The organism is Maricaulis sp. ABE4_448 (assembly GCF_056160825.1).
In genome coordinates this window covers 776810-799947 of the sequence record NZ_JBSWXX010000001.1, presented here as the reverse complement: position 1 = coordinate 799947, position 23138 = coordinate 776810, and the positions used below count along the sequence as shown (strand labels likewise).

Annotated in this window: 22 protein-coding genes; 12 read left to right on the top strand and 10 right to left on the bottom strand. The window is 65.9% G+C overall.

What is annotated here, in order from left to right; translation table 11 throughout:
• Nucleotides 1-18: 18 nt before the first annotated feature.
• A complete protein-coding gene (locus ACXAJV_RS03865; protein WP_475082112.1) occupies nt 19-1431 on the top strand; it encodes a cytochrome P450 in 1413 nt (470 codons plus the stop codon).
• A 203-nt stretch (nt 1432-1634) separates the two neighbouring features.
• Here ACXAJV_RS03865 and ACXAJV_RS03860 read toward each other — a convergent pair whose 3' ends face one another.
• The 4 genes from ACXAJV_RS03860 to ACXAJV_RS03845 form a co-directional block, all read right to left on the bottom strand.
• On the bottom strand, nt 1635-2615 hold the full coding sequence (locus ACXAJV_RS03860; RefSeq protein ID WP_475082109.1) for an acetyl-CoA carboxylase carboxyltransferase subunit alpha: 981 nt from the start codon (nt 2613-2615) through the stop codon (nt 1635-1637).
• A 102-nt stretch (nt 2616-2717) separates the two neighbouring features.
• On the bottom strand, nt 2718-3653 hold the full coding sequence (locus tag ACXAJV_RS03855; RefSeq protein WP_475082107.1) for a site-specific tyrosine recombinase XerD: 936 nt from the start codon (nt 3651-3653) through the stop codon (nt 2718-2720).
• Nucleotides 3650-5296 (bottom strand): hypothetical protein, encoded by a 1647-nt coding sequence (locus tag ACXAJV_RS03850; protein ID WP_475082104.1) that lies wholly within the window; start codon nt 5294-5296, stop codon nt 3650-3652. Before ACXAJV_RS03850 ends, ACXAJV_RS03855 begins: the two co-directional genes overlap by 4 nt.
• A complete protein-coding gene (locus ACXAJV_RS03845) occupies nt 5265-5405 on the bottom strand; it encodes a hypothetical protein (protein ID WP_271186448.1) in 141 nt (46 codons plus the stop codon). Before ACXAJV_RS03845 ends, ACXAJV_RS03850 begins: the two co-directional genes overlap by 32 nt.
• Nucleotides 5406-5512: 107 nt before the next feature.
• Here ACXAJV_RS03845 and ACXAJV_RS03840 point away from each other — a divergent pair, with 107 nt between their 5' ends.
• Genes ACXAJV_RS03840 through ACXAJV_RS03830 form a run of 3 tightly spaced genes read left to right on the top strand, consistent with a single transcriptional unit; the run spans nt 5513 to nt 8435 of the window.
• Nucleotides 5513-6052: a shikimate kinase gene (locus ACXAJV_RS03840; RefSeq protein ID WP_475082101.1), complete on the top strand. Its 540-nt coding sequence runs from the start codon at nt 5513-5515 to the stop codon at nt 6050-6052.
• Entirely contained in the window at nt 6049-7152 is a 1104-nt protein-coding gene (gene aroB / locus ACXAJV_RS03835) for a 3-dehydroquinate synthase (protein WP_475082099.1), read from the top strand. The genes ACXAJV_RS03840 and aroB overlap by 4 nt, the downstream gene beginning before the upstream one ends.
• A complete protein-coding gene (locus ACXAJV_RS03830; RefSeq protein WP_271186445.1) occupies nt 7149-8435 on the top strand; it encodes an HlyC/CorC family transporter in 1287 nt (428 codons plus the stop codon). Before aroB ends, ACXAJV_RS03830 begins: the two co-directional genes overlap by 4 nt.
• On the opposite strand, the gene ACXAJV_RS03825 is transcribed toward ACXAJV_RS03830, so the two are convergent.
• The 3 genes from ACXAJV_RS03825 to ACXAJV_RS03815 all read right to left on the bottom strand — a co-directional run bounded on the left by ACXAJV_RS03825 (nt 8432) and on the right by ACXAJV_RS03815 (nt 10804).
• Nucleotides 8432-9211 carry a DUF3313 domain-containing protein gene (locus tag ACXAJV_RS03825; protein ID WP_475082096.1) on the bottom strand — a complete coding sequence of 260 codons (780 nt, stop codon included), beginning with the start codon at nt 9209-9211 and terminating at the stop codon, nt 8432-8434. The genes ACXAJV_RS03830 and ACXAJV_RS03825 overlap by 4 nt on opposite strands.
• A 78-nt stretch (nt 9212-9289) precedes the next feature.
• Nucleotides 9290-9556 carry a BolA family protein gene (locus ACXAJV_RS03820; protein ID WP_475082093.1) on the bottom strand — a complete coding sequence of 89 codons (267 nt, stop codon included), beginning with the start codon at nt 9554-9556 and terminating at the stop codon, nt 9290-9292.
• Between the two features lie 69 nt (nt 9557-9625).
• Nucleotides 9626-10804: a M14 family zinc carboxypeptidase gene (locus tag ACXAJV_RS03815; RefSeq protein WP_475082091.1), complete on the bottom strand. Its 1179-nt coding sequence runs from the start codon at nt 10802-10804 to the stop codon at nt 9626-9628.
• A gap of 181 nt (nt 10805-10985) precedes the next feature.
• On the opposite strand from ACXAJV_RS03815, the gene ACXAJV_RS03810 reads away from it, so the two are divergent.
• The 6 genes from ACXAJV_RS03810 to ACXAJV_RS03785 all read left to right on the top strand — a co-directional run bounded on the left by ACXAJV_RS03810 (nt 10986) and on the right by ACXAJV_RS03785 (nt 16908).
• Nucleotides 10986-11600 (top strand): J domain-containing protein, encoded by a 615-nt coding sequence (locus tag ACXAJV_RS03810; protein WP_475082089.1) that lies wholly within the window; start codon nt 10986-10988, stop codon nt 11598-11600.
• A gap of 334 nt (nt 11601-11934) precedes the next feature.
• Nucleotides 11935-13419, top strand: a complete 1485-nt coding sequence (locus tag ACXAJV_RS03805) for a methyl-accepting chemotaxis protein (protein ID WP_475082087.1) — start codon at nt 11935-11937, stop codon at nt 13417-13419.
• Nucleotides 13420-13629: 210 nt separating this feature from the next.
• Complete coding sequence (gene cobS, locus ACXAJV_RS03800) at nt 13630-14619, top strand: cobaltochelatase subunit CobS (RefSeq protein WP_475082086.1); 990 nt, start codon at nt 13630-13632, stop codon at nt 14617-14619.
• 87 nt (nt 14620-14706) lie between these two features.
• A complete protein-coding gene (locus tag ACXAJV_RS03795) occupies nt 14707-15270 on the top strand; it encodes a DUF1993 domain-containing protein (RefSeq protein ID WP_475082085.1) in 564 nt (187 codons plus the stop codon).
• Between the two features lie 181 nt (nt 15271-15451).
• Nucleotides 15452-16489 (top strand): ACR3 family arsenite efflux transporter, encoded by a 1038-nt coding sequence (gene arsB, locus ACXAJV_RS03790; protein WP_475082083.1) that lies wholly within the window; start codon nt 15452-15454, stop codon nt 16487-16489.
• Nucleotides 16486-16908, top strand: a complete 423-nt coding sequence (locus ACXAJV_RS03785; RefSeq protein ID WP_475082082.1) for an arsenate reductase family protein — start codon at nt 16486-16488, stop codon at nt 16906-16908. The genes arsB and ACXAJV_RS03785 overlap by 4 nt, the downstream gene beginning before the upstream one ends.
• 6 nt (nt 16909-16914) lie before the next feature.
• On the opposite strand, the gene ACXAJV_RS03780 is transcribed toward ACXAJV_RS03785, so the two are convergent.
• Both ACXAJV_RS03780 and ACXAJV_RS03775 read right to left on the bottom strand, forming a co-directional pair.
• Nucleotides 16915-17763: a flagellin gene (locus ACXAJV_RS03780; RefSeq protein WP_475082080.1), complete on the bottom strand. Its 849-nt coding sequence runs from the start codon at nt 17761-17763 to the stop codon at nt 16915-16917.
• Between the two features lie 110 nt (nt 17764-17873).
• The gene (locus tag ACXAJV_RS03775; RefSeq protein ID WP_475082079.1) at nt 17874-18098 is read right to left on the bottom strand and encodes a hypothetical protein; all 225 of its coding nucleotides are present in this window, start codon (nt 18096-18098) and stop codon (nt 17874-17876) included.
• Between the two features lie 137 nt (nt 18099-18235).
• On the opposite strand from ACXAJV_RS03775, the gene cobT reads away from it, so the two are divergent.
• Both cobT and ACXAJV_RS03765 read left to right on the top strand, forming a co-directional pair.
• Nucleotides 18236-20146 carry a cobaltochelatase subunit CobT gene (cobT, locus tag ACXAJV_RS03770; protein ID WP_475082077.1) on the top strand — a complete coding sequence of 637 codons (1911 nt, stop codon included), beginning with the start codon at nt 18236-18238 and terminating at the stop codon, nt 20144-20146.
• Nucleotides 20147-20156: 10 nt separating this feature from the next.
• Complete coding sequence (locus tag ACXAJV_RS03765) at nt 20157-21125, top strand: esterase-like activity of phytase family protein (RefSeq protein ID WP_475082074.1); 969 nt, start codon at nt 20157-20159, stop codon at nt 21123-21125.
• Between the two features lie 161 nt (nt 21126-21286).
• On the opposite strand, the gene ACXAJV_RS03760 is transcribed toward ACXAJV_RS03765, so the two are convergent.
• Nucleotides 21287-23035, bottom strand: a complete 1749-nt coding sequence (locus ACXAJV_RS03760) for an amidohydrolase (RefSeq protein WP_475082073.1) — start codon at nt 23033-23035, stop codon at nt 21287-21289.
• Nucleotides 23036-23138: the final 103 nt, after the last annotated feature.

Here is a 23138-nt window from a genome sequence, read left to right as displayed (position 1 = left end):
CGCACTAGACTGAGGACAATGTCAGGCGAGAACGCGATGAACCAGGTCTTCCAGCCGCCCAAACCGCCCTATGCCGTCTATAGCGGCGTCGGCAAGCTGCGCCCGTCGGACTACTGGACCTATTTCCGGGCGATGCGGCGCAATCCGCTGGAGATTTGGGGCGAGCACCATTTCTCCATTCGCATGGCCCCTTTCCGCTTCCTCGGGCGCTCCAGCCTGATCGTCAACGATCCGGACGCCATCCATCACTGCTTCGTCACGCGGTCGGACAATTTCACCATGAACCCGCTGCGACAAGCGGTGCTGAAACCCTTCCTGCGCGACGGGCTGCTGACCGCCGAGGGCGAGACCTGGAGCAAGGCGCGCAAGGCGGTCTCACCGGTTTTCACCCCGCGCAAAGTCAACGCCTTCGCGCCGCAGATCCGGCAGGTGTGCGAAGACGCCGCCGCAGCGTTCGAAGCGATCGACGGGCGCACCATTGCGGTGTCCGACGCCATGGTCGACCTGACGCTGGACGTGCTGATCGAGACCCTGTTCTCCGGCGACGAGGCCTTGGACAAGGCGCGCTTCACGGCGGGCATCCACCAATTGCTGGAGATCAGCGGCATTCCGCATCCTTTCGATCTCGCGCACCTGCCCGGCTGGATCCCGCGGATCGGCCAGGGCAAGTCGCGGCGGGTCATCGCCGATCTGCGCCGCCAGGTCGCCGCCGTCGCCGCGCAGCGCCGGACAGCCCCCTCGCCCGAGGAAAGCGGCCGCGCCCCGGACTTCCTTGACCTGCTGCTGGGCGCAGGGCTGGACGATACCGCCGTGACCGACAATCTGCTGACCTTCCTCGCAGCCGGACATGAGACGACCGCCCGTTCGCTGGCCTGGACGCTCTATCTGCTATCGCGCGCGCCCGATGTCCGCGACCGGCTGGAGGCGGAGATCGACGCCGCCGCGCTGGACGATACCGATCCGGCGACATGGTCGCGGGCGCTGCCCTGGACCGAGGCTGTCATCAAGGAAAGCCTGCGCCTTTACCCGTCCGCCCCGATGCTGGCGCGCACCTCGCGGGAGTGGGATATCGTCGCCGGCCTGCCGGTTCCCGCCAAGACCGACGTGCTCGTCTCGACCTGGCTGTTGCACCGCCAGCGCGATATCTGGGCCGAGCCCGACAGCTTCCGGCCCGAGCGCTTCCTGGGCGAGGCCGGCAAGGCGATCCCGCGCGACGCCTACCTGCCCTTCGGCCTGGGCCCGCGCGTGTGTATCGGCGCGCGTTTCGCGATGATGGAAATGGTGATCGTGCTCGCCTGCCTGTTGCGGCGCGTGCGCTTCGAATTCGACGGTCCGCGCGATCCACGACCGGTCATGCGCATCACCCTGCAGCCGGACAATGAAGTTCCGATGCGGGTCAGCCGGCGTGGCGAGGGCGAGCGGATTTCCTGAGGTCCTTCATTGTCATCCCGGCCAAATGCCCCGCGCAGGCGGGGCGTGGAGCCGGGACCCATACGCGCCAATGCCGCCCGCAAGCAGGCTGGATATCAGCGACAGCTGGACAAGCACCGGGATTATGGGTCCCGGACTTACGCCCGCCCCAGGGCCGGGCATCCATCCGGGATGACAAGTTGGGGGGAAGCAATCGCTCCGACTTAGCCGCCATTCTCCATGCGGCCGATGGCGAGGAAACGTTCGCGGCGCTGCTTGCGCAGGGCTTCCGGCGACTGGCCGTCGAGTGCGATCAGGTGTTTCTCGATCGCATTGCCGACCGCGCGCATGATCTCGGCCGGGTGACGGTGTGCGCCACCGATCGGCTCGGGAATCACCTCGTCGACAATCTTCAGCTCCAGAAGGTCCGGCGCCGTCACTTTCATGGCGACGGCGGCGTCCCTGGCCCGCGCCGAATCCTTCCACAGGATCGAGGCACAGCCTTCCGGCGAGATCACCGAATAGATCGAGTGTTCCAGCATCATCACGACATTGCCGGAGGCCAGCGCCACGGCGCCGCCGGACCCGCCCTCACCGGTGACGGTGGAGATCAGCGGCGTGCCCAGATTGATACAGCGCTCGGTCGAACGCGCAATCGCCTCGGACTGGCCGCGCTCTTCCGCGCCGAGGCCCGGATAGGCACCGGCCGTGTCGACGAAGGTCAGCACAGGCAGGTCGAACTTCTCTGCCATATCCATCAGGCGGATCGCCTTGCGATAGCCTTCCGGGCGCGCCATGCCGAAATTGTGCTTGATGCGGGTTTCGGTGTCGTGGCCCTTCTCGTGACCGATCACCACGACCGAACGGCCACGGAAACGGCCCAGGCCGCCGACAATGGCCGCGTCCTCGGAGAAACGGCGGTCACCGCACAGCTCCTCGAAATCCTCGATCAGCGCCTTGCGGTAGTCGCGGAAATGCGGGCGCTCCGGATGCCGGGCTACCTGCGTCTTGCGCCAGGGATCGAGCTTGGAATAGAGCGCAGCGAGCTGTTCATTCGCCTTGTGACGCAGGCGCGCCGTCTCTTCCGCCGTGTCGGGCGAATCCTCGCCGGACGATCCGGCCAGCGACTCCAGCTCTTCGATCTTGGCTTCCAGTTCGGCCAGCGGCCGCTCGAAATCGAGATAGGTACGTGTGGGGTCGGACATGCCCTGCCAACGCCTGTGAACGCAAAAAGGAGCCGGCAACCTAGCCAGCTAGTGAGACGGTCACAAGCCTTCGTGACCGTGCTTACGCATACGTCAACTCAGTCAGTCGCCGCCGGAGCCGCGTGCCAGCGGGTGTGCTGTCTGCACCAGCGTCTTCAACCGCTCGTCCAGCACGTGCGTGTAGATCTGTGTCGTCGAGACATCCGCATGCCCCAGCAGCATCTGCACACTGCGCAGATCGGCCCCGCGCGCCAGGAGGTGCGTGGCAAAGGCGTGTCGCAGCACGTGCGGCGACACTTTCGCCGGGTCAAGCCCTGCCGCAACCGCCAGATCGCCGAGAATCTGGGCGAACCGCTCGCGTGTCATATGGCCGCTCTTTGCAGTCCGGGACGGGAAGAGGAAGCGCTGGGCCCGCTTGGCACGGCCGGCATCGGGCGGCAGATGCGTCTCGCGCACCGCCCTGTAGGCGTCGACGGCTTCCAGCGCATTCGGCGTCAGGGGGACGAGGCGATCGCGGCCGCCCTTGCCGGTGACATGGATACAGCGTTCGGCCCGCACAAAGGCGTTGAGCGGCAGCGAGACCAGTTCGCTGACCCGCAAACCACCAGCATAAAGGATTTCCATCAGGGCGCGGGTACGCACGCCATTCGCGCCGTCGATACGGCTGGCCGCATCGAACAGCGCGTCGACATCTGCCTCGCTGAGCACCTTGGGCAGGCTGCGGCCCTTCTTCGGCCCCTTGAGCGCCGCCGCCGGATCGTCGCCCCGGCGTCCGTCTGACAGGAGAAACCGGTAAAAGCGTTTCATCGCCGACAGACGGCGCGCTGCGGTGGAGGCCGACAGCCCGTCCGCGGCCAGCCCGGCCAGCATAGCTTCAAGGTCCGCCGTCGAGGCGTCGGCCAGGGCTGTGCCGCGGGCTGCCAGCCGGTCCGCGATATCGTCGAGATCGCGGCGATAGGCCTCCAGCGTATTGAATGCAGCACCGCGTTCGGCGGCCATCATGTCCAGGAAAAGCGCAATGTCCCGGTTGGCGCTCACAGGGCCGACCTGACAACCCGCTCCAGCAAGACCGACAAGGCCGCCCGGCGCAGTCCGGCCGCATCGAGTGCGGCAATCGCCCGCGCCGTCGCGTCGGCATTGCCGGCCGTAGCCGGATCGGCCAGGACAGAGATCGCCAGCAAGGCGGCCTCGCCCCGGGCGCCGGCCCGTACGGCGGCATCCATGGCTGCAAGACCGGCCGGCGTCGCCGCCGCTTCCTGCGCAAGAAGCATCGGGCGCAAACCTTCCGGCACCGGCGCGCCCAGACGGGTCAGGGCCAGCATGTCGGTCGCCACGGCCGGGCCATGCGCTTCGAACCAGGCCGCCTGCACGGCCTCATAAGTGCCACCACGCAGATCGTCGCCGGCAATCGCGATCGCCATGTCCAGCGCGACCATGCGGCGCGGGCTGGGCGGTGTCCATTCCGGTTGCGGCGGCAGCGACATCGGCGCGGGCTCACCAGTGGTAAACGGCTTGCCGTCCATGTCGGGACCGGCCGGACCAAAACCCGGCGCAGGCTGCGGACGGGCGGGGCCACTAACCAGCGCATCACGCCATTCGCGCGCCAGGCCGGTCTCACCGACCAGTAGCGCGGCGAGGGCGATCTCATAGCCGCGTTCCAGTGTCACGCGTGTGATCGGCACGGTCTCGATTTCGCGGCCGTGATGGCGCGCGACATGGACAAAGCGGGCACCGCCGCCCGTATCCGCCAGCATCAGCCCCAACGCCTGACCGGCCAGCTCGCGGTCATAGCCCTGGGCGATGACCTCCTCGAGAGCATGGTGGCGCTCCATGCCGTCCATCGAACCGGCGGCGACAAACAGCGCCATCGGATCTTCGCTGGAGGACGAGCGCCGCTCCATGCCGTGATGAGCGAGCTCGCGCAGCCAGGACGGCGCGGTCTGGTCGAGGACGGGTGCCGGTTCGCCCGGCGTGTGAAGGGCCCGGCTCATCGCCCATTCCAGACCATTGTCCGCAGCGGGCGCATCCGCATCCAGCGGGGTATCGAGCATGATGGCGAACAGGCGCGCCTCGAAACCCGCATCGGCTTCCTGGCTGCGCGCGAGCTCGGCCGTCAGCTCAGCTGCGCCATCGCGGCCGTCGAGCGCCAGGCAGTAGGCCCGCACCCGCAGCCAGTAGGCGTCTTCGCGGCCCTGGGTCATCGCGTCGGCCGTGCGGCAGGCGCGATCGGCATTGCCGGTGGCAAAGGCCAGCTCGGCATGCCAGCGGGCCAGGGCCGGTGCGCGGTTTACACCCGGTATGCGCTCGAGCAGGTCGAAGGTGTCATCGGCACCGGCGGCAGCGAGCAACCGGTCGATCCGCAATGCCGCAAGCTCGGCATCGCCGCGTCCGCCGGCGGGCGGGCGGCCACCCGATACCAGCACGGAGCGCGCGATCTCGGCCAGGGTTTCGCTGCTATAGCCCTCTCCTTCGGCAGCCGGCAGCCGCGACAGGACGGCCTGCGCCATCGCACGGTCAGTGCCCGCCCACAGGCGGTTGCTCATCGCAGCGCCGGGGAGGCCGACTTCCAGCGGATCGAGCGCGTCCAGGCGCTCCACCTCGATCGGATCCTGAGCCAGGGCGGTGCCGCCCAGCAGCGCTGCCAGCAGGCTAGCGCGGGAAATTGTCTTCCAACTCGACACGTACACTCTCCCGGGTGGGTTCCAGCCCATTTGCGATCACGGCCAGTGTCCCGAAGCCGGCCAGAACCAGCACGCCGACAACCAGCACTCCAATCAGGAAACCCCGCATTCGCCCTACTCCATGATGTTTGAAACCGGTGCGATTGGCTGCACCGGACCTCCGTGCGGAGCCTAACCGTGATTGCGGCGATTTCCAGACCGTTTATACCGCTAGGCATGACGCGAACTCTCGAAACGGATCGTCCCATCGTGCTGATCGGCCTGATGGGGGTCGGCAAGACCACGGTCGGCCGCCGGCTGGCCAAGGCGCTCGGCCTGAAATTCCGGGATGCCGACGAGGAAGTCGAACGCGCCGCAGGGCGTTCGGTTTCCGAGATTTTTGACGATTTCGGCGAGACCGCCTTCCGCGATGGCGAGCGCAAGGTGATCGCCCGCCTGCTGGACGAACCGCCCATGGTAATCGCCCTCGGCGGCGGCGCCTTCGTCGATCCGGACACGCGCGCGCGCATCAAGGAAAAGGGCGTGTCGGTCTGGCTTCAGGCCGATGTCGACACGCTGGTCAAACGCGTATCACGGCGCGACACCCGCCCGCTCCTGCGCGACCAGGACCCGCACAGCGTTCTGCAGCGCTTGCTCGATGCCCGCACACCCGCGTATGCAGAAGCGGACATCCATGTCGATGCATCCGCCGGATCGCATCAGACGACACTGGACCTGATCATGCGGGCACTGGACGCCCGGGAGGCCGAGGCGTGAGCGACATACTTTCCGTGTCCGTCGGGCTGGGCGAGCGCAGCTATGACGTGCTGGTCGGAGCGGGCGCCCTGAGGGCCGCACAATCACGGCTCGCCGCGCATTTCCCGCGTGGCCGCGCCATTCTGGTGACCGACCGCACGGTTGCGGGCCTGCACCTGAAAACCCTGTCCGACTGGCTGGAAGGCGCCGGGCTGCGCGCTGATCCGATCGTTCTGGAACCGGGCGAGACGACGAAGAGCTGGGCCGGCCTGCAGCACCTCGTGGATACCCTGCTCGACCGCAATATCGAACGCTCCGAGGCGGTCATCGCACTCGGCGGCGGCGTGATCGGCGACCTCACCGGCTTTGCCGCCTCTATCGCCAAGCGCGGCGTCGACTTCATCCAGATCCCCACAACGCTGCTCTCGCAGGTCGACAGCTCGGTCGGCGGCAAGACCGGCATCAATACCAGCCATGGCAAGAATTTCGTCGGTACTTTCCACCAGCCGCGCCTGGTGATCGCCGATGCCGACCTGCTGGCCAGCCTGCCCCTGCGTGAACGCCGCGCCGGCTATGCCGAGATCGTCAAGGCTGCCCTGATCGGCGACCGGCCGCTGTTCGACCGGCTGGAGGCAGCAGGCGAGGCCGCCCTCGACGGCGCAGCATTGAGTGAAGCCGTCGCCGCGGCCGTGGCGTTCAAGGCGCGCATTGTCGCCGAAGACGAGCGCGAGGCCGGTGCCCGCGCCCTGCTCAATCTCGGCCATACTTTCGGCCACGCTTTCGAGGCCGAAGCGCCCAAGGACAAGATCCGCCATGGCGAAGCCGTCGCCGCGGGCCTCGCCCTCGCCTTCGGCTTTTCGGTTCACAAAGGGCTTTGCCCGGCCGCGGATGCCGACCGGGTGCGGGCACACCTGCGCGCGGCGGGCCTGCCCGACAGTCCAAAAACGCTGGCCCATACCGGCTGGGATGCGGAACGCTTGATCGACCGCATGCGCGATGACAAGAAGAACCGGGACGGGCGTATCGCCCTCGTCCTGGCGCGCGGTATCGGCGAGGCCTTCATCGATCGCGATACCGACGAGACCGACCTGCAACGCTTTGTGGAGACCCAGCTCTCATGAGCCTCGACTGGACCCTGATCGGCCCGGTGCTGATGATTATCGGCCTTCTGTGCCTGTCCGCCTTCTTTTCCGGATCCGAAACCTCGCTGACCGCGACCTCGCGGGCCCGCATGCTGCAGATGGAGCGCGACAAGCATCCCGGCGCGGCCGTGGTGAACAAGCTGATCGGCGACGGGGAGAGCCTGCTCGGCTCGATCCTGCTGGGCAACAACCTCGTGAATATCGCTGCCTCGATGATTGCCGGCCAGCTGTTCGAGGACCTGCTGGGCGGCAATTCGGTGCTGTGGGCGACGCTGATCATGACCTTCACGGTGCTGATCTTCGCGGAAGTCCTGCCCAAGACTTACGCCCTGTCCAATCCCGACCGCTTCGCCCTCACCGTGGCGCGGCCGATCCTGCTGGCGGTGAAAGTCTTCGCGCCGGTGGTCCGGGCCGTTCAGGTCGTGGTGCGCGGTACGCTACGCATCTTCGGCGCCAATGTGGAAGGCCCGGTCCTCTCTGCCCATGACGAGCTGCGCGGCGCGATCGCCCTGCACCATGAGGAAGGCGGCGTGGTGAAGGATGACCGTGACATGCTGGGCGGCGTGCTCGATCTGCGCGAGCTGACGGTCGACGACATCATGGTCCACCGCAAGTCGATCCTGATGATCGATGCCGACAAGAAGCCGGAAGAGATCGTCACCGAGGCGCTGCACAGCCCGCACACCCGCCTGCCGCTCTACCGCGAGGACACCGAGAATATCGTCGGCATCCTGCATGTGCGCGACATTGCCCGCGCGCTGCACGAAGCTGATGGCGATGCCTCGGTGATCGATATCGACGCGCTGCGCCGCGAGCCCTGGTTCGTGCCGGAAACCACCGAAGTGCTCGACCAGCTCAACGCCTTCCGCGAAAAGCGCGAGCACTTCGCCCTGGTGGTCGACGAGTATGGCGCGCTGATGGGGCTGGTCACGCTGGAAGACATTCTCGAGGAGATTGTCGGCGCCATCGAGGACGAGCATGACATCGCCGTGGAAGGCATCCAGCCGGACAATGAGAACGGCTCCTGGCTGGTCGACGGGGCGGTGCCGATCCGCGATCTCAACCGCGCGCTGGACTGGGAGCTTCCGGACGAGGAAGCCGTCACCATCGCCGGCCTTGTGATCCACGAAGCCCAGACGATCCCGGAACGCGGCCAGGTCTTCCAGTTCCACGGTGCACGCTTTGAAGTCGTCGAACGCCGCCGCAACCAGATCACCAGGCTGCGGGTCTCGGTCAGTCCGGACGAGCTGGACGCGCTTTAACCGGCGGCCTCCGCAGCGTCGCCTTCTTCCTGGCCGATCTGGTCGAAATAGGCGTCGCACGTGCCGCGCGGTGTCTCGCCTTCGCTGATCTCATAGCCGACCCTTGCCTCGACGACGAGATCGCCGAAGGCATCGGCGAAGATGCTGGCGAGTTCATTGGCGTCGGCCAGATCGCCGAAGGCCGCGGGGCCGTCGAGCACGGTGGTGAAACCGCCGCCGGAGGCGAGATGGTTCTGGGATGCCCAGCGGATCGCGGCGAGCTGGGTTCCGTCCTCGGCGAGGATTTCGCCCTCCGCTCCCAGCGCGCCGATGCCGATCGGCACGCGCGGATTGAGCGGCCCCGGAACGGCTGTGCCGATCACCCGTGACAGCCCCGTAGTTGCCACATTATTGCGACGTAGCCCCGTCACAGCTGCACTCAAACGTGCCGTTGCGGCGCCCTCTTCCGGTTCCGGCAGCACGGAAAAGCCGCCGCGCGCGAAACGCTGGCAGATTTCCTTGGACAGGACCGCGCGCAGGCGATCAAGGCGCGCACCGTCCAGATCGCCATCGACCTCGGCTCCGGGCGCGATTTCCACCAGCGGCAAGTGCAGTGCCGACAGCCCGGCCAGCGCTTCACCGTCAGCATATTCCATCACCGGCACCAGGCGGCGCTCGCCCGGCACGAGCTGCGCATCGCTCGACAGGGTGGTCGGAGTTTCAAAAGCCGTGCTGCAACCGGCCAGCAGGAAAGCCAGCCCGCCGATTGCAGGAAAAACCGCTCGGGACATGCGCATGCAGAGGAGACCTCGCTATTGCCGGTTACCGGCAGGCAAGCTAGCGCGCCCTCATGTCAATTCAACGCTCTGGCGCGATTATTCTCCGGGCGCGCGGGCGCGGATGACAAGGGCGTGGATCTGCCCGGCCAGCTCCCGGGCCAGGGCCTCATTGACCAGGCGGTGACGCTCGACCCGGGAGCGGCCGGCAAAGGCCTCCGCCACGATCTCGACGGTGAAATGGCTTTCTCCGCCCGGCCGCGCGCCGGCATGTCCCGCGTGCAGATGACTGTCATCGCGCACATCGAGCTGTTGCGGCGAGAGGGCTGCTTCGAGCCGGGCCTTGATCGTGTCCTTCATGGACATGGCAATACTCCGCGAGTCTGGACGCGGCCGAGCATAAGCATGCGGCACGCCTCCATGCCATGCACGGCTTCAGTGCCCCGCGGCGATTGCGAGAACCGCTTCGGCGGCCAGCCGCCCGACCGTATGGCTCTCCTCGACGGAGGCCTCGTCGGCAAGCTCGACCGTCAACCCTGCCACACCGAAGGTCTGCAGCGACCAGGCCTTGGACGTGCCGGCATCGGCATTATGACCCTCGACCCAGTCCGGCTGCGGGTCGAGCGCAGCTGCGAAGCGCGCCGCCATCTCGGCCATCAGTCCGTCGCCACGCGCAGCAATGCCGGCGGGCGGGTTGTAGACCAGTGTCCGGCGGGTGGAGTGGAAGTCGAGGAAGACCTCGACATCGCGCCCCCCGGCCTCCCGGCGGATCAGGGCCTGAAGCGCAGCGATCTCGGGCTGGCCGGCCTCGAACCAGTCGCGATTGAGATCCATGCCGCCGGAGTTGAGGCGCCAGTGGCCGTTCGCCATACCGTCAGGATTGGCCAGCGGCACCAGTACCAGGCGATAGCCGTCCAGTGCGCCGCCGTCATGGGCCTCGCCGATCGTTGTCGCGAAAGCCTCGAAGGCGCGGCCGCCGGAATATTCCGGCGGGTGCTGGCGGGTCAGCGCGACCAGCAGGCGGCCGGCATCGGCGGGTCCGGCGACGAGCGCCTCCAGCGGCCGGCCTTCCAGCGAGCGGCCGTACTCGACAGCGGTGAAACCATGCGCATCGGCAAAAGCCGCCGACCAGCCGGCCACATCATCCGGCGTGTAGGTGGGCTGGGCGGAAATCCGCGTGCGGCCGGCGGGCAGGTCGAGCGTCAGGCGCGCGCGATTATCCTCCGCAAGAACCTCAACCCGGGCCGGGTCCACCCTCTGCCAGTCCTCGCCCGGACGGAGGATGCGCGGCTCGTAGCGATGGCTGTAGCCGCCATAGTCCAGCACGATCTCCATGGACCCCGCTTCCTCGCGCTCGATATCGAAAGCGAACCAGGGGCTGGGATTGATGCGCGGCGCAATCGCGACTTCCGGGTCGGTGCGCACGATGAAGGCACCGTCCGGGCGCACGAGACAGCGATGCTGGCCAGCGGTCGAGAAGTCCGCGTGAAGACTTGCCCCATCGCCTGCGCACAGGGCCGCGGTGTCAGCCGCCTGCTGCAGGGTCGCACAACCGGTCAGACCGAGACCGCCAGCCGCGAGGGCGGCCAGGAAGGAAGGGACGTGAAGTGTCATGGCGGTCTCCGGCGCTGATCACCGGATCACGATACCCGGTCTCTGGACCGTAGCGGAGCCGAGCCCCTGTCGCCTGTCAATCTGGCGTGAACGCCTTTCGCAGCGGCCAGGCTGCGCGCTGACGCAAATTTCAACAGGCATTTCATTGCCGCTTTACCGACGCATGCCCATAATCGGCCTCATGTCTGGCGCCTACGACTACAAACCGCGGTTCAAGGATATCCGCATCAAGCCGCCCAAGGACGAGCCGGCGCCGGAGGAGCGTGTCTGCGAGTGGCCGGGCTGCCGCAAGCATGGCGACAGCCGCGCGCCCAAGGCGAATGACCGGCTGAACGATTTCTACTGGTTCTGCCAGGCGCACGCCTCGGAATACAACAAGTCCTGGAATTTCTTCGAGGGCATGAGCGAAAACGCGGCCCAGTCCTTCCGCGACAGCGCCGCCTATGGACACCGGCCGACCTGGGGCTGGCGCAATACGCATTCGGCAAGCTCGAAGGCCCAGCGCGCCAGCCGCGACTTTGCCGACGGTTTCACAGACCCGTTCGGCATGTTCGGCGACCGCCGAGATCCGCACAAGGAAGCCCCGCGCGAGAAGTCGATGGGCCGTCTTCAGTCCAAGGCACTGGAGACGATGGGGCTGGATGCCGATGTCGAACCGGCCAAGGTGAGGCGGCGCTATGCCGAGCTGGTGAAGCGTTTTCACCCGGACGCCAATGGCGGTGACCGCTCGAGCGAGGAACAGCTGGGCCGCGTGATCGCCGCCTACCAGATCCTCAAGAATGCGGGCATGGCCTGAGCCGGGCGCGTTTTTTTGACTCATTTTAATCTAAAGGTGCAGCACGCCTCAAAACCTGCACAAATAGATATTTTTGGATCACTTCCAGTATACTAGTACAATATTAGAGCGACGCCATTTCAGCCACCAGCACCCCAAAACCCTCGCAATATGTTGATTTTGAATACAAATTTTCTCGAACCAATGCTTTACCATTAAATACGTTTCTTGTTTTCACTTTCTCATTAACACCTTGTTCACAGACTTCATTCGAAATCCGCTCAAATTGATCTCAAAAAGCCGTTCAGTGCCCTGAACATATCAGCGCCGGCGATCACAAGGGGCAGGACTCGACATGTGGAACTTCGCAAAGGGCAAGGGCGGCGTCGCCAATCACTACCACGCCGTTACCCAGTCCCAAGCCGTGATCGAATTCACGCCCGAGGGCAAGATCATCACCGCCAACCAGAATTTTCTCGACGCCATGGGCTACGAGCTGGAAGAGGTTGTGGGAAAACACCATTCAATGTTCGTAGAACCCGGCGACGCGAACAGCCAGGAATACCGGGACTTCTGGGCGAAGCTGGCCCGCGGCGACTTCCAGGCCGCCGAATACAAGCGCGTCGGCAAGGGCGGACGTCCCGTCTGGATCCAGGCAAGCTATAACCCGGTGAAGGATGCCTCCGGACGCACTTATGCCGTGGTCAAGTTCGCCACCGATGTCACCCGGCGCAAACTGGCCAATACCGAAGTGAACGGAAAACTGGCCGCACTGGACAAGTCCCAGGCGATCATCGAGTTTGATCTGGACGGCACGATCCTGACGGCGAATGACAACTTTCTGAAGACACTTGGATATACGCTCGACGAGATCCAGGGTCAGCACCATCGGATTTTCGTCGCCGAGGACGAGCGCGACACCACCGGCTACCGGGACTTCTGGGCCCGGCTGGCGCGCGGCGAGTTCCAGGCCGCCGAGTATCGCCGGGTCGCCAAGGACGGGCACGATGTCTGGATCCGGGCCAGCTACAATCCGATTCTCGACATGGACGGCAAGCCGTTCAAGGTCGTGAAGTTCGCGACCGATATCACCGCCGAGGTGAGCGAACGGCATCGCCGCACCGACGCCCAGCGCTCGATCGCGGCGGATCTGCAGAAAATCTCCCGGTCCGCCTCGAACACCTCCTCGCAGACCGCCAGCGTGGCCGCCGCCGCGCAGCAGGCCTCAACCGGTGTGCAATCAATCGCTTCGGGGGCGGAGGAATTGTCCGCTTCGGCCGCCGAGATCAGCCAGCAGATGTCGCGTGCGTCCCAGGTCAGCCGGGAAGCCGTCGAACAGGCCGACAAGACCGACGCCACGGTCCGCACCCTCTCCGAAGCCGCCCAGCGCATCGGCGAGATCGTCAACCTGATCACCGCCATCGCCGAACAGACCAACCTGCTTGCGCTCAATGCGACCATCGAAGCGGCCCGCGCCGGCGAAGCCGGCAAGGGGTTCGCCGTCGTTGCATCCGAAGTGAAGGGCCTGGCCAACCAGGCGTCCGCGGCGACCGGAGAAATCTCGGCGCAGGTCGCCGAAGTCCAGGGCGCAACGCAACGCGCCGCCGATGCCATCTCCTCGATCCGCAACACGATCTCCGAAGTCGAGAGCATGTCGACCGCTGTCGCCGCCGCCGTCGAGGAGCAGACATCGGTCACCTCGGACATGTCCCGCAACATGCAGGACGTCGCCGAGGGCGTAACGGATATTTCCAAAGCGATCCATGAAATCGACGCCGCCACCCGCGAAGTGGAAAGCTCGACCCACAGCGTCGAGGAACTCGCCCGCCAGATCGCCTGAACCCTAACCTCGTGAACACTCAGGCGGCGGTGAAGCGCGCACCGGTTCCCGCGACGCGTGGGAAGAGGCAGACAACCGGGGCAATTTGCCGCCCCGGCTGTGTTCGCCGCATTGACTTGAAGCCGGTGCGGCCTTGCAATACCTGTCAATATCAAATCCAGGCGTCAGGCATCTCCTGCCCCGAGGCGCGCAACGATAAAGACCGGTTCGATGAGCGAAGACTTCCCCCTGGCTGCCCCCGACACGACCGCTGACACACAGGCCCTGTTCGGCTTCGATGCCGGATTTGACGTGCCGATGTTCTCCAAGGCGGACGAACACACGCCGAAAACCGACCCCGATTATGTGTTCGATCCGGCGACCACGCGGGCCATCCTGGCGGGCTTTGCCTATAATCGCCGCGTGATGGTGCAAGGCTATCACGGCACCGGCAAGTCGACCCATATCGAACAGGTTGCCGCGCGGCTGAACTGGCCGATGGTCCGGGTTAATCTCGACAGCCATGTCAGCCGGATCGACATGGTGGGCAAGGACGCCATCGTGCTGCGCGACGGCAAGCAGGTCACCGAATTCCAGGAAGGCATCCTGCCCTGGGCGCTGCAGCGCCCCGTCGCCCTGCTGTTCGACGAATATGATGCCGGCCGTCCGGACGTGATGTTCGTCATCCAGCGCGTGCTGGAAGCCTCCGGCTCGCTGACCCTGCTGGACCAGACCAAGGTGATCCGGCCGCATCCCTTCTTCCGCCTGTTCGCAACGACGAACACGATCGGGCTGGGCGACACGACGGGCCTTTATCACGGCACCCAGCAGATCAATCAGGGCCAGATGGATCGCTGGTCCATCGTCTCCACGCTGAACTACCTGCCGCGCGAAACCGAGAATGCCATCGTGCTGGCCAAGATGAAGACACTATCCGCCAGCGAGGACGGCAAGAAGATGGTCGCCGACATGGTGAAGGTTGCCGACCTCACCCGCGACGCCTTCATCAATGGCGACATCTCCACGGTGATGAGCCCGAGGACCGTGCTGACCTGGGCGGAGAATTACGAGATCTTCGGCGATCTGGGCGCGGCCTTCCGCCTGACCTTCCTGAACAAGTGCGACGAGCTGGAACGTCCGACCATCGCGGAATTCTATCAGCGCGTCTTTGCCGAAGACCTGCCGGAAGCGCCGATCAAGGCTGAAAGCTCGGCAGCCTGACCCCGCAGTCATTGACGGTCTTGTTGACGCCCGGCGCGCACCGGAGGCAGGGTCCCCGCTATTGATCACAATGGCGGGGAGCCAAGCATGACGTTAAGCGATCTCTTGTTGCCGACCTACCGGCAGATGCTCACCGCGCTGGCGGCCTGGCTGCGCAAGGCCGAAGAACAGACGGGCAATGCCGACGCCCTGCTGACGGCGCGTCTCGCACCGGACATGTTTCCCCTGTCGACCCAGATCCGCTTTGCCTGCCTGCAAGTCCATGAGGGCGGCCGCCGGCTGCGCCACGAGAGCTTCCCCGACGCGATGGACACATTGCTCAACGAAGGCCGGCAGGGCGGCGAAAATCCCGGCACATTGGCCGACGCTCTTGCGCGGATCGACGAAGCGCTCGCCTATCTCGACAGCCTGGCAGCCGATGCGCTGGACGACGGCGCCGGCCAGCCGCTTGCGCTGGAATTGCCGATGGGTATCGCCTTCGACCTGGAAGATGGCGAAAGCTATGCGCGCGACTGGGCCCTGCCGCAATTCTACTTCCACGTGATGACGGCCTACACGATCCTGCGCAGCGAAGGCGTGGAGCTGGGCAAGGCCGATTATGTGGCGCACATGTTCGCCTATCTGCGCCCGGGAACGGCCCCCGCCGGCTGAGTTTGCAGCGGGATCGTGCCGGTCTGAAAACCGGCTTGCCCGCCTCAACATTTCAATTATCGTTGAACTATAGAATTGAAACTTGCCATTTCCGGCCTCCCGGTGAATACGGTCCGGACAATCTGCCTGCCGGGCCCATGGCTGCGGCGAGGGCTGCACCGATAATGGAGAACTGCCCGCAATGAGTGTGTTTGAACGCTACCTGTCCGTCTGGGTCGCCTTGTGCATCCTGGCCGGTATCGGGCTGGCACAGATCGTCCCCGGCCTGTTTTCCGCCCTCGCGGCCCTGGAATACGCCAATGTGAATTTCGCCGTGGCGGTGCTGATCTGGGCGATGGTCTGGCCGATGATGATCGCCGTCGATTTCGGCAGTCTCAAGCGCGTGGGCGAGCGGCCCAAGGGCCTGGTCATCACCCTGGTGGTGAACTGGCTGATCAAGCCCTTCACCATGGCGTTTCTCGGCGTGGCCTTCTTCAAACACGTCTTTGCCGGACTGATCCCGCCCGCCGAGGCTGACGGCTATATTGCCGGACTGATCCTGCTGGGCGCGGCGCCTTGCACGGCTATGGTCTTCGTCTGGTCGCAACTGACGCGCGGCGACGCCACCTACACCCTCGCCCAGGTCAGTGTGAATGACGCGATCATGGTGTTCGCCTTCGCGCCGATCGTTGCCCTGCTGCTGGGCGTGACCGACATTGCCGTACCCTGGGAGACACTGATCCTGTCGGTCGCGCTCTATGTCGTGATCCCGCTGATTGCCGGCATCGCGATGCGCACCCTGCTTGTCCGCAAGGGCGGGGAGGCCGCCGTCGACCGCTTCACCACGCGCATCAAGCCGGCCTCGATCCTCGGCCTGCTGGGCACAGTGGTCCTGCTGTTCGGCTTCCAGGGCCAGGTCATCGTCGAGCGGCCGGTCCTCATCGCGCTGATCGCCGTACCGATCCTGATCCAGTCCTACGGGATTTTCGCCCTCGCCTATGGCGCCGCCTGGGCCTGGCGCGTGCCGCACCCTGTTGCCGCACCCTGCGCGATGATCGGCACATCCAACTTCTTCGAACTGGCCGTGGCCGTCGCGATCAGCCTGTTCGGCCTGAACTCCGGCGCAGCCCTGGCGACTGTCGTCGGCGTGCTGGTGGAAGTGCCGGTCATGCTGTCGCTGGTCGCCTTCGCCAACCGTACCCGCCGCCATTTCCCCGGACCGGAGACACCCGCGCCATGATCGTCATCCATCACAATCCGGACTGCGGCACATCGCGCAATGTCGTCGCGATCGTGAAGGCCGCGGGCGAAGACCCGGTCGTGATCGAGTATCTGCAAACCGGCTGGACGCGGCCGCAACTGCTCGGCCTGTTTGCAGCCGCCGGCCTGACGCCGCGCCAGGCGTTGCGGGAAACCAAATCGCCGGCGGCGGAGCTGGGCCTGCTCGAGCCCGGCGTGTCCGACGCACTGATCCTCGACGCCATGCTGGAACATCCTGTTCTGGTGAACCGGCCCATCGTGTGCACCCCGCGCGGTGTGCGTCTGTGCCGGCCCAGCCCAAGCGTGCTTGACCTGCTGGAGACCTGGCCTTCTGGCCCGTTCGAGCTGGAAGACGGCACACCCGTGATCGATGCACAGGGCGGCCGGGTCGACGGCTAGCAGAACCTACTGGAAGAAACGCAGGATGGTGCGCGGTGCCTCATTGGCAACCGCAAGCGCCTGCATGCCCAGCTCCTCGCGCACCATCAGCGCCCTGAGCTTGGCCGATTCCCGGCCGAGATCTGCGTCGACCAGACTGCCGATACCGGCATCGGTCACGTCGATCTGCTTGACCAGGAGGGTGCGCTGGATCTCCAGCGTCTTCAGGCTGACGCCCAGGCGCGAGATCGAGGCGTTGACCGCGTTCATCGAGGTTTCGAAATCTGCCACCATGGATGCGTCGGGCCGGGTGGCGAGGCCGCTGGCATCGGTTTGCGGCAGGCTGGCCGGCAGGGTGGAGTCGAAAATCCCGCCGCCATCACTCAGATCTTCCGCGGCGATGGCCATCTGGGCGTTGGGGTTTTCCGAAACCAGCACCGAGATATCGGCAGCCCCGGCTTCGAGCAGGTTGATATCATTGAAGGATGCGTTGGCGACGAGGTGCTGGGCCTGATTACCCAGGGCGACAAAATCATTCATCAGGGTGCGCCAGCCCTGTTCGTCGAGCGAAGTGTCGGTGGCGGCGACAAGCTTGCCCTGCATTTCAACCATCAGATCGGAAATGCCTTCAGCGGCGGCGAGCGCCGTTTCCACGACGCCGGTGGCCAGATCCATCGAGGTCAGCGCCTCGCCGCGCGCACCATTGGACGCGCGCATGCCCTGGGCCAGGGCCCAGATCGCGCCGCCATCGCTCGCGCTGCCAATCTTGAGCCCTGTCGCGATACGGGTGTGCACTTTCACACTATCCCGTTGCAGCATGTCCATATGCTGCAGCGCAGAGTTCACACTGGCCATGGAATGGACCGAATAGGTCATCCAGCCTTTTGTCTCGCCACCTGTCGGGCCCGCTTTTCCGGCCTCCACCGGCCATGATGCCGTGATGTGGTTATCAACTCCTTTCCGGCCTGCTCATGGATTATGCCGCCTCAAACATCGTCCAGCGCCTTGCCGACCTTGCGTAGCTGGTTCTCGCCGCCGCCGGGCATGCCCTCGCCGGATGCGACGACCAGCTCCTCGGCATCATGCTGCCAGCGCTCGAGAATTTCCTTCTTCTGCTCGCGCGAGAGCGTGTCACTACGCAGGACGTTTTCCGGCTCGCCGAATGTGCCTGCCGGGTCCAGAAGGGCTTTTTCAAAATCAACCGTGGTCATGACCGGGCCTCCTTTCAGGTTGTGAAACAACCGGTACTCTGAAAACGCGTGGCGGCGGTGCCGGTTCCGCTGAAATGCCATGCAGGCGGACGCTTTGCCGCCCTCGCAATTTCGTGCGGATGGATTAGGTTGCGCTTATGAGCCAGCCGCCCAGAGACCCGGACGCGTTCAAGCGCGCCCTCGCCATCACCACCCGCGCCATCGCCGGCGACAAGGATCTCGACGTCCGCTATGGCGGCGAGATTGCCGGTCTGTCGGGCGGACGCATCGTGCTGCCCAATCCCGGCCCCGAGCCATCGGCCGCCGCAGCAGCAGCCGTGCGCGGCCGCGCCGATGCGCTGGCGCTGCGCCTGGCCCATCATGACGAAGCGGCCCATCTCGGCGCCCTGCCGCCGGGCGCGACGGCGCGCGCGATCTTCCATTCAGCCGAGCAGGCCCGCGTGGAAAGCCTTGGCGCCCGCGATATGCGCGGCATGGCGAACAATCTCGACGCCGCCCTCATCGCCCGCTGCCGTCAGAAGGGCTGGCAGCGCGTGGAGGACCGCCAGGCCGCACCGATGGAAGAGGCCGTGGCGATGCTGGTCCGCGAGCGGATTACCGGCCGGCCGACCCCGCCGGAAGCCGACGGGCTGATGAAGTTGTGGCGAGACCAGCTGGAAACCGTTGCCGGCAAATCCCTCGACGCCCTGGCGCGCAATGCCGGCGACCAGCAGGCCTTTGCCGATCTCCTGCGCACCGTGATCGAGGATCTCGACCTGGCCGACGAGCTGGGCGGTGATCCCGAACAGTCGGAAAACCAGGACGATGACGATGAGGGCGTCGACCGCGAACAGCGCACCGGCGAGGACGAGCAGGATGACGGCAAGGACGGCGAACAGCCTGACACGCCGGACGCCTCGGGCACGGCCGGCGACGAGGAAGAGATCAATGCCGAGGGCGAGGACGCCGATACACGCGTCGACGCCATGGATGATGAAGGCGCCGCCCAGACCGCGATGCGGCCCAACTGGCAACCTTCCGGCGAAGGCGATGCCAAGGCCTACAAGGTCTTCACCCGCGAATTCGACGAGGTCATCCAGGCCCAGGATCTGTGCGATGCGGACGAGCTGGAACGGCTTCGCAAATATCTCGACAATGCCCTCAAAGGGCTCGACCAGGTTGTCGGCCGCCTGGCCAACCGCCTGCAGCGCCGCCTGATGGCGCAGCAGGAACGCGCCTGGCAGTTCGATCTCGAGGAAGGCGTGCTGGACGGTTCGCGCCTGGCCCGTGTCATTGCCGACCCCACCCTGCCCCTGTCCTACAAGCAGGAGAGCGATACCGAATTCCGCGACACGATCGTCACCCTGCTGCTGGACAATTCCGGCTCCATGCGCGGCCGGCCGATCATGGTCGCCGCCGCCTGCGCCGACATTCTCGCCCGCACGCTGGAGCGGGTCGGTGTGAAGACGGAAATTCTCGGCTTCACCACGAAGGCCTGGAAGGGCGGCCGCTCGAAGGAGCAATGGCTCGCCGAAGGCAAGCCGCCGCATCCGGGCCGGCTCAACGATCTGCGCCACATCATCTACAAGTCCGCCGACACGCCCTGGCGCCGCGCCCGTACCAATCTGGGTCTGATGATGCGCGAGGGCCTCCTGAAGGAAAATATCGACGGCGAAGCCCTGCTATGGGCCTGGAAGCGCATGGGCGCCCGGCCGGAACAGCGCCGCATCATGATGGTGATCTCCGACGGTGCGCCGGTCGATGACGGCACCCAGTCGGCCAATTCGCCGGGCTATCTGGAACGCCATCTGCGCGAGACCATCGCCCTGATCGAGAACCGTTCGGAAGTCGAACTGCTGGCCATCGGTATCGGCCATGATGTCACACGCTGGTATCGCCGCGCGGTTACCATCAATGACGTCGAACAGCTCGGCGGCGCCATGACCGACCAGCTAGCCTCCCTGTTCGAAGAGGATGGCGGCCCGGGGGCGCGTTTCTCCAGCCGGAGTGAAACCGCGACATCGGGCCTGAAGCGCGGCGACCGGGCCTCCCTGGCCGGCGGCCGCTGAGGAGTTTCACATGATGCGTTCCAGTCTTTTCGCAGCCGTCCTCATTCTGGCGCTGCAGCCGGCATCCCATGCCCAGTCGGTGACCGCGGCCGCCCTGCCGCTGCAAGCCGGCCCGGAAGAGCAGGCCGCGCTGGGCCGGCTGGCCTATCGCGGCGGGCTCGTCCTGGCATCGGACGATGAACGCTTCGGGGGCCTGTCAGCGCTGGAAGTCTCGACCGATGGCACTCGCCTTCTCGCACTCTCCGACAGCGCCTGGTGGGTCACCGGCACGCTGGCCTGGGACGATACGACAAATACGCTGACCGGTTTCAGCGACCTCTCCATCTCACCCGTGCGCGACAGCGATGGCCGGCATTTCGAGGGCCGTTCCGGCGACAGCGAGGGCCTGACGGCGCTGGGCGATGGCCGCTACGCGGTCAGTTTCGAGCGCCGCCACCGCGTGCTGACCTATACGCTGGGCGAGGACTGGTCGGCCCGCGACAGAGCCCTGCCCGAAACAATGAATATCCCCGAAGCCCTGTCCGGCCTGCCGGACAATCGCGGCCTTGAATCCCTGGCTCGCACAGACGAGGGCCGCCTGATGATGGGCGTGGAATACCCGACCGATCTGGGACTGGGTCACGCCCTGTGGGTAGACGGCGACACGGGCTGGCAGCGCCACAGCGTGCACTCGCGCCCCTCTTTCGGGCTGACCGGCATGGCCGCCCACGACGGCACGATCTACGCTGTGGAGCGCTTTTATTCACGCGCAACCGGCAACCGGATCGGCATCATCGCCTTCCCGGTGCCGCAGGCCGGGTCACAGACGGCGATCACCCCGGAAACGCTTGGCCGGATCGACCCGCCCCTGCCCGTCGACAATTTCGAGGGCATCGCTGTCATCGAACGCGGCGGCGAGACCCTGGTCCTGATCATCTCCGACGACAATTTCTCCAACCGCCAGCGTACCCTGCTGATGGCGTTTGCGGTGGCGGAGTAGGTCCACGCAGCCATCCTTCCCCTTGATGGGGAAGGGGGACCACGCCGCAGGCGTGGTGGATGGGGTGGGAGCGAGGCCTTTGAAAAGGCAGACACCGGGGTTCACCCCTTCCGTCCGTTCGGGACACCTTCCCCATCAAGGGGAAGGACCGTCTGTGCCGCCTACTCCGCGCGCTCCCAGACAATCTCGCCCTCGACCACCGTCATCAGCGGCTCGACCTCGAGGATCTCCGCTTCGGGGATGGTCATGATATCGGCGGAGAAGACCGTGAAATCGGCCCGCTTGCCGGTCTCGATCGAGCCCAGCTCGTCCTCGCGGAAGGAGGCATAGGCAGGCCAGAGCGTGAAGAGTTTCAGCGCATCGCTGCGCGACAGGGCTTCCTCGGCATGCCAGTTCGCACCCTGGAAACCGGAGAGGTCGGCGCGTGCCGTGGCGGCATAGTATTCGATCCGCGGATCGCCCTGCTCGACCGGCGCATCCGATCCGCCGGTGAGGTGCGCATCTGCGTCCAGCAGGCTCTGCCAGGCATAGGCGCCCTCCAGCCGGGCATCGCCCAGCCGGTCGGGTGCGAAGTGCAGGTCGCCGATGGCGTGGGAGGGCTGCATGGACGCGATCACACCCAGTTCGGCAAAGCGGGGGATGTCGTCTGGATGGACGATCTGGCTGTGCTCATCGCGCCAGCGATGTTCGGCCAGGGCGCGGTCCTCTGCGGGCACCTGGTCCAGCGCCTCGCCCACCCAGTCGAGCAGCGAGCGATTGCCGCGGTCGCCGATGGCGTGGACATTCATCTGGATGCCGTCACGCAGGGCCTGGGTCATCATGCCCGTCGTCTCGTCGGCTTCGGCGATCCGCAGACCGGACGTGTCGGGCCGATCGGAATAGGGCTCCAGCAGTGCCGCACCGCGCGAGCCCAGGGCGCCGTCCATATAGAGTTTCACGGCCCGGGTGATGACCCGGCCATCATCGGCCATGCGCGGCACCTCGCCGGCCGCCAGATCGGCATAGCCGCCCGGATTGATCGAGACATAGACACGGATCGGCAGGCGGTCGGCTTCGGCCAGGCCCTCGATCATCGCCACATCCGACCAGGGCACGGACATGTCGTGGGCGCCCGTCCAGCCCAGGCTGGCAAGACGGTCTGCGCCCTCCGCATAGGTGTCGGCGCGCTCGGCTCCGGACGGCTGGGCGACGAGCGCGTGAGCCGGCCCCATGGCGGTATCGATCAGCATGCCGGTCGGCTCACCGGCCTCGTCGAACAGGATCTCCCCGCCCTCCGGCGCCACCGAGTCGCGATCAATCCCGGCGGCTTCCAGCGCAACGGAGTTGACGACCAGCGCGTGACCGTCGGCCCGGACCAGCACGACCGGATTGTCCGGCGACACGGCATCCAGATCGTCCCGCGTGGGGAAACGGCCTTCCGGCCAGTGGGTCTCGATCCAGCCGCGTCCGAAGACCACATCGCCCGGCCGGGCCGCTTCGACGGCGCCGGAGACGCGTTCGACCAGTTCGGCGACCGAGACCACATCATCCAGATTAAGCAGGCGTTCGCGCTGACCGACGCCGAGCACGTGGATATGACTGTCGGTGAAACCCGGATACATCGCCGCGCCCTCCAGATCGACGAGGCGCGTGGCCTGTCCGACCCAGATATTCGCGCCTGCCCGGGGTCCGGCGAAGACGATACGCCCGTCCTGCACGGCAACAGCCTCGACCATGGGACGGGTATCATCGGCGGTGTAGATGGGACCGCCGAAGAAGACCATGTCGGCAGCAGGAATGCCGCCATCATCCGGTGCCGGTTCGGCCGGGCGCGGTGTGGCCGGCGCCTCGGCGGCGGGCTCGCCACTGCCGCAGGCGGCCAGTGCCAGCGCGCCGAACGCGGCGGCGATTGCGGAAATCCTGTTTGTCATGACGGCCTCCCCCGGATCTTCACGTCCGAAACCCGCGAGGAAGCTAGCGGCATGCCGCGCATACGACAACGCCCGCTGCAGGCGCAGCAGGCGTTGATCGAAT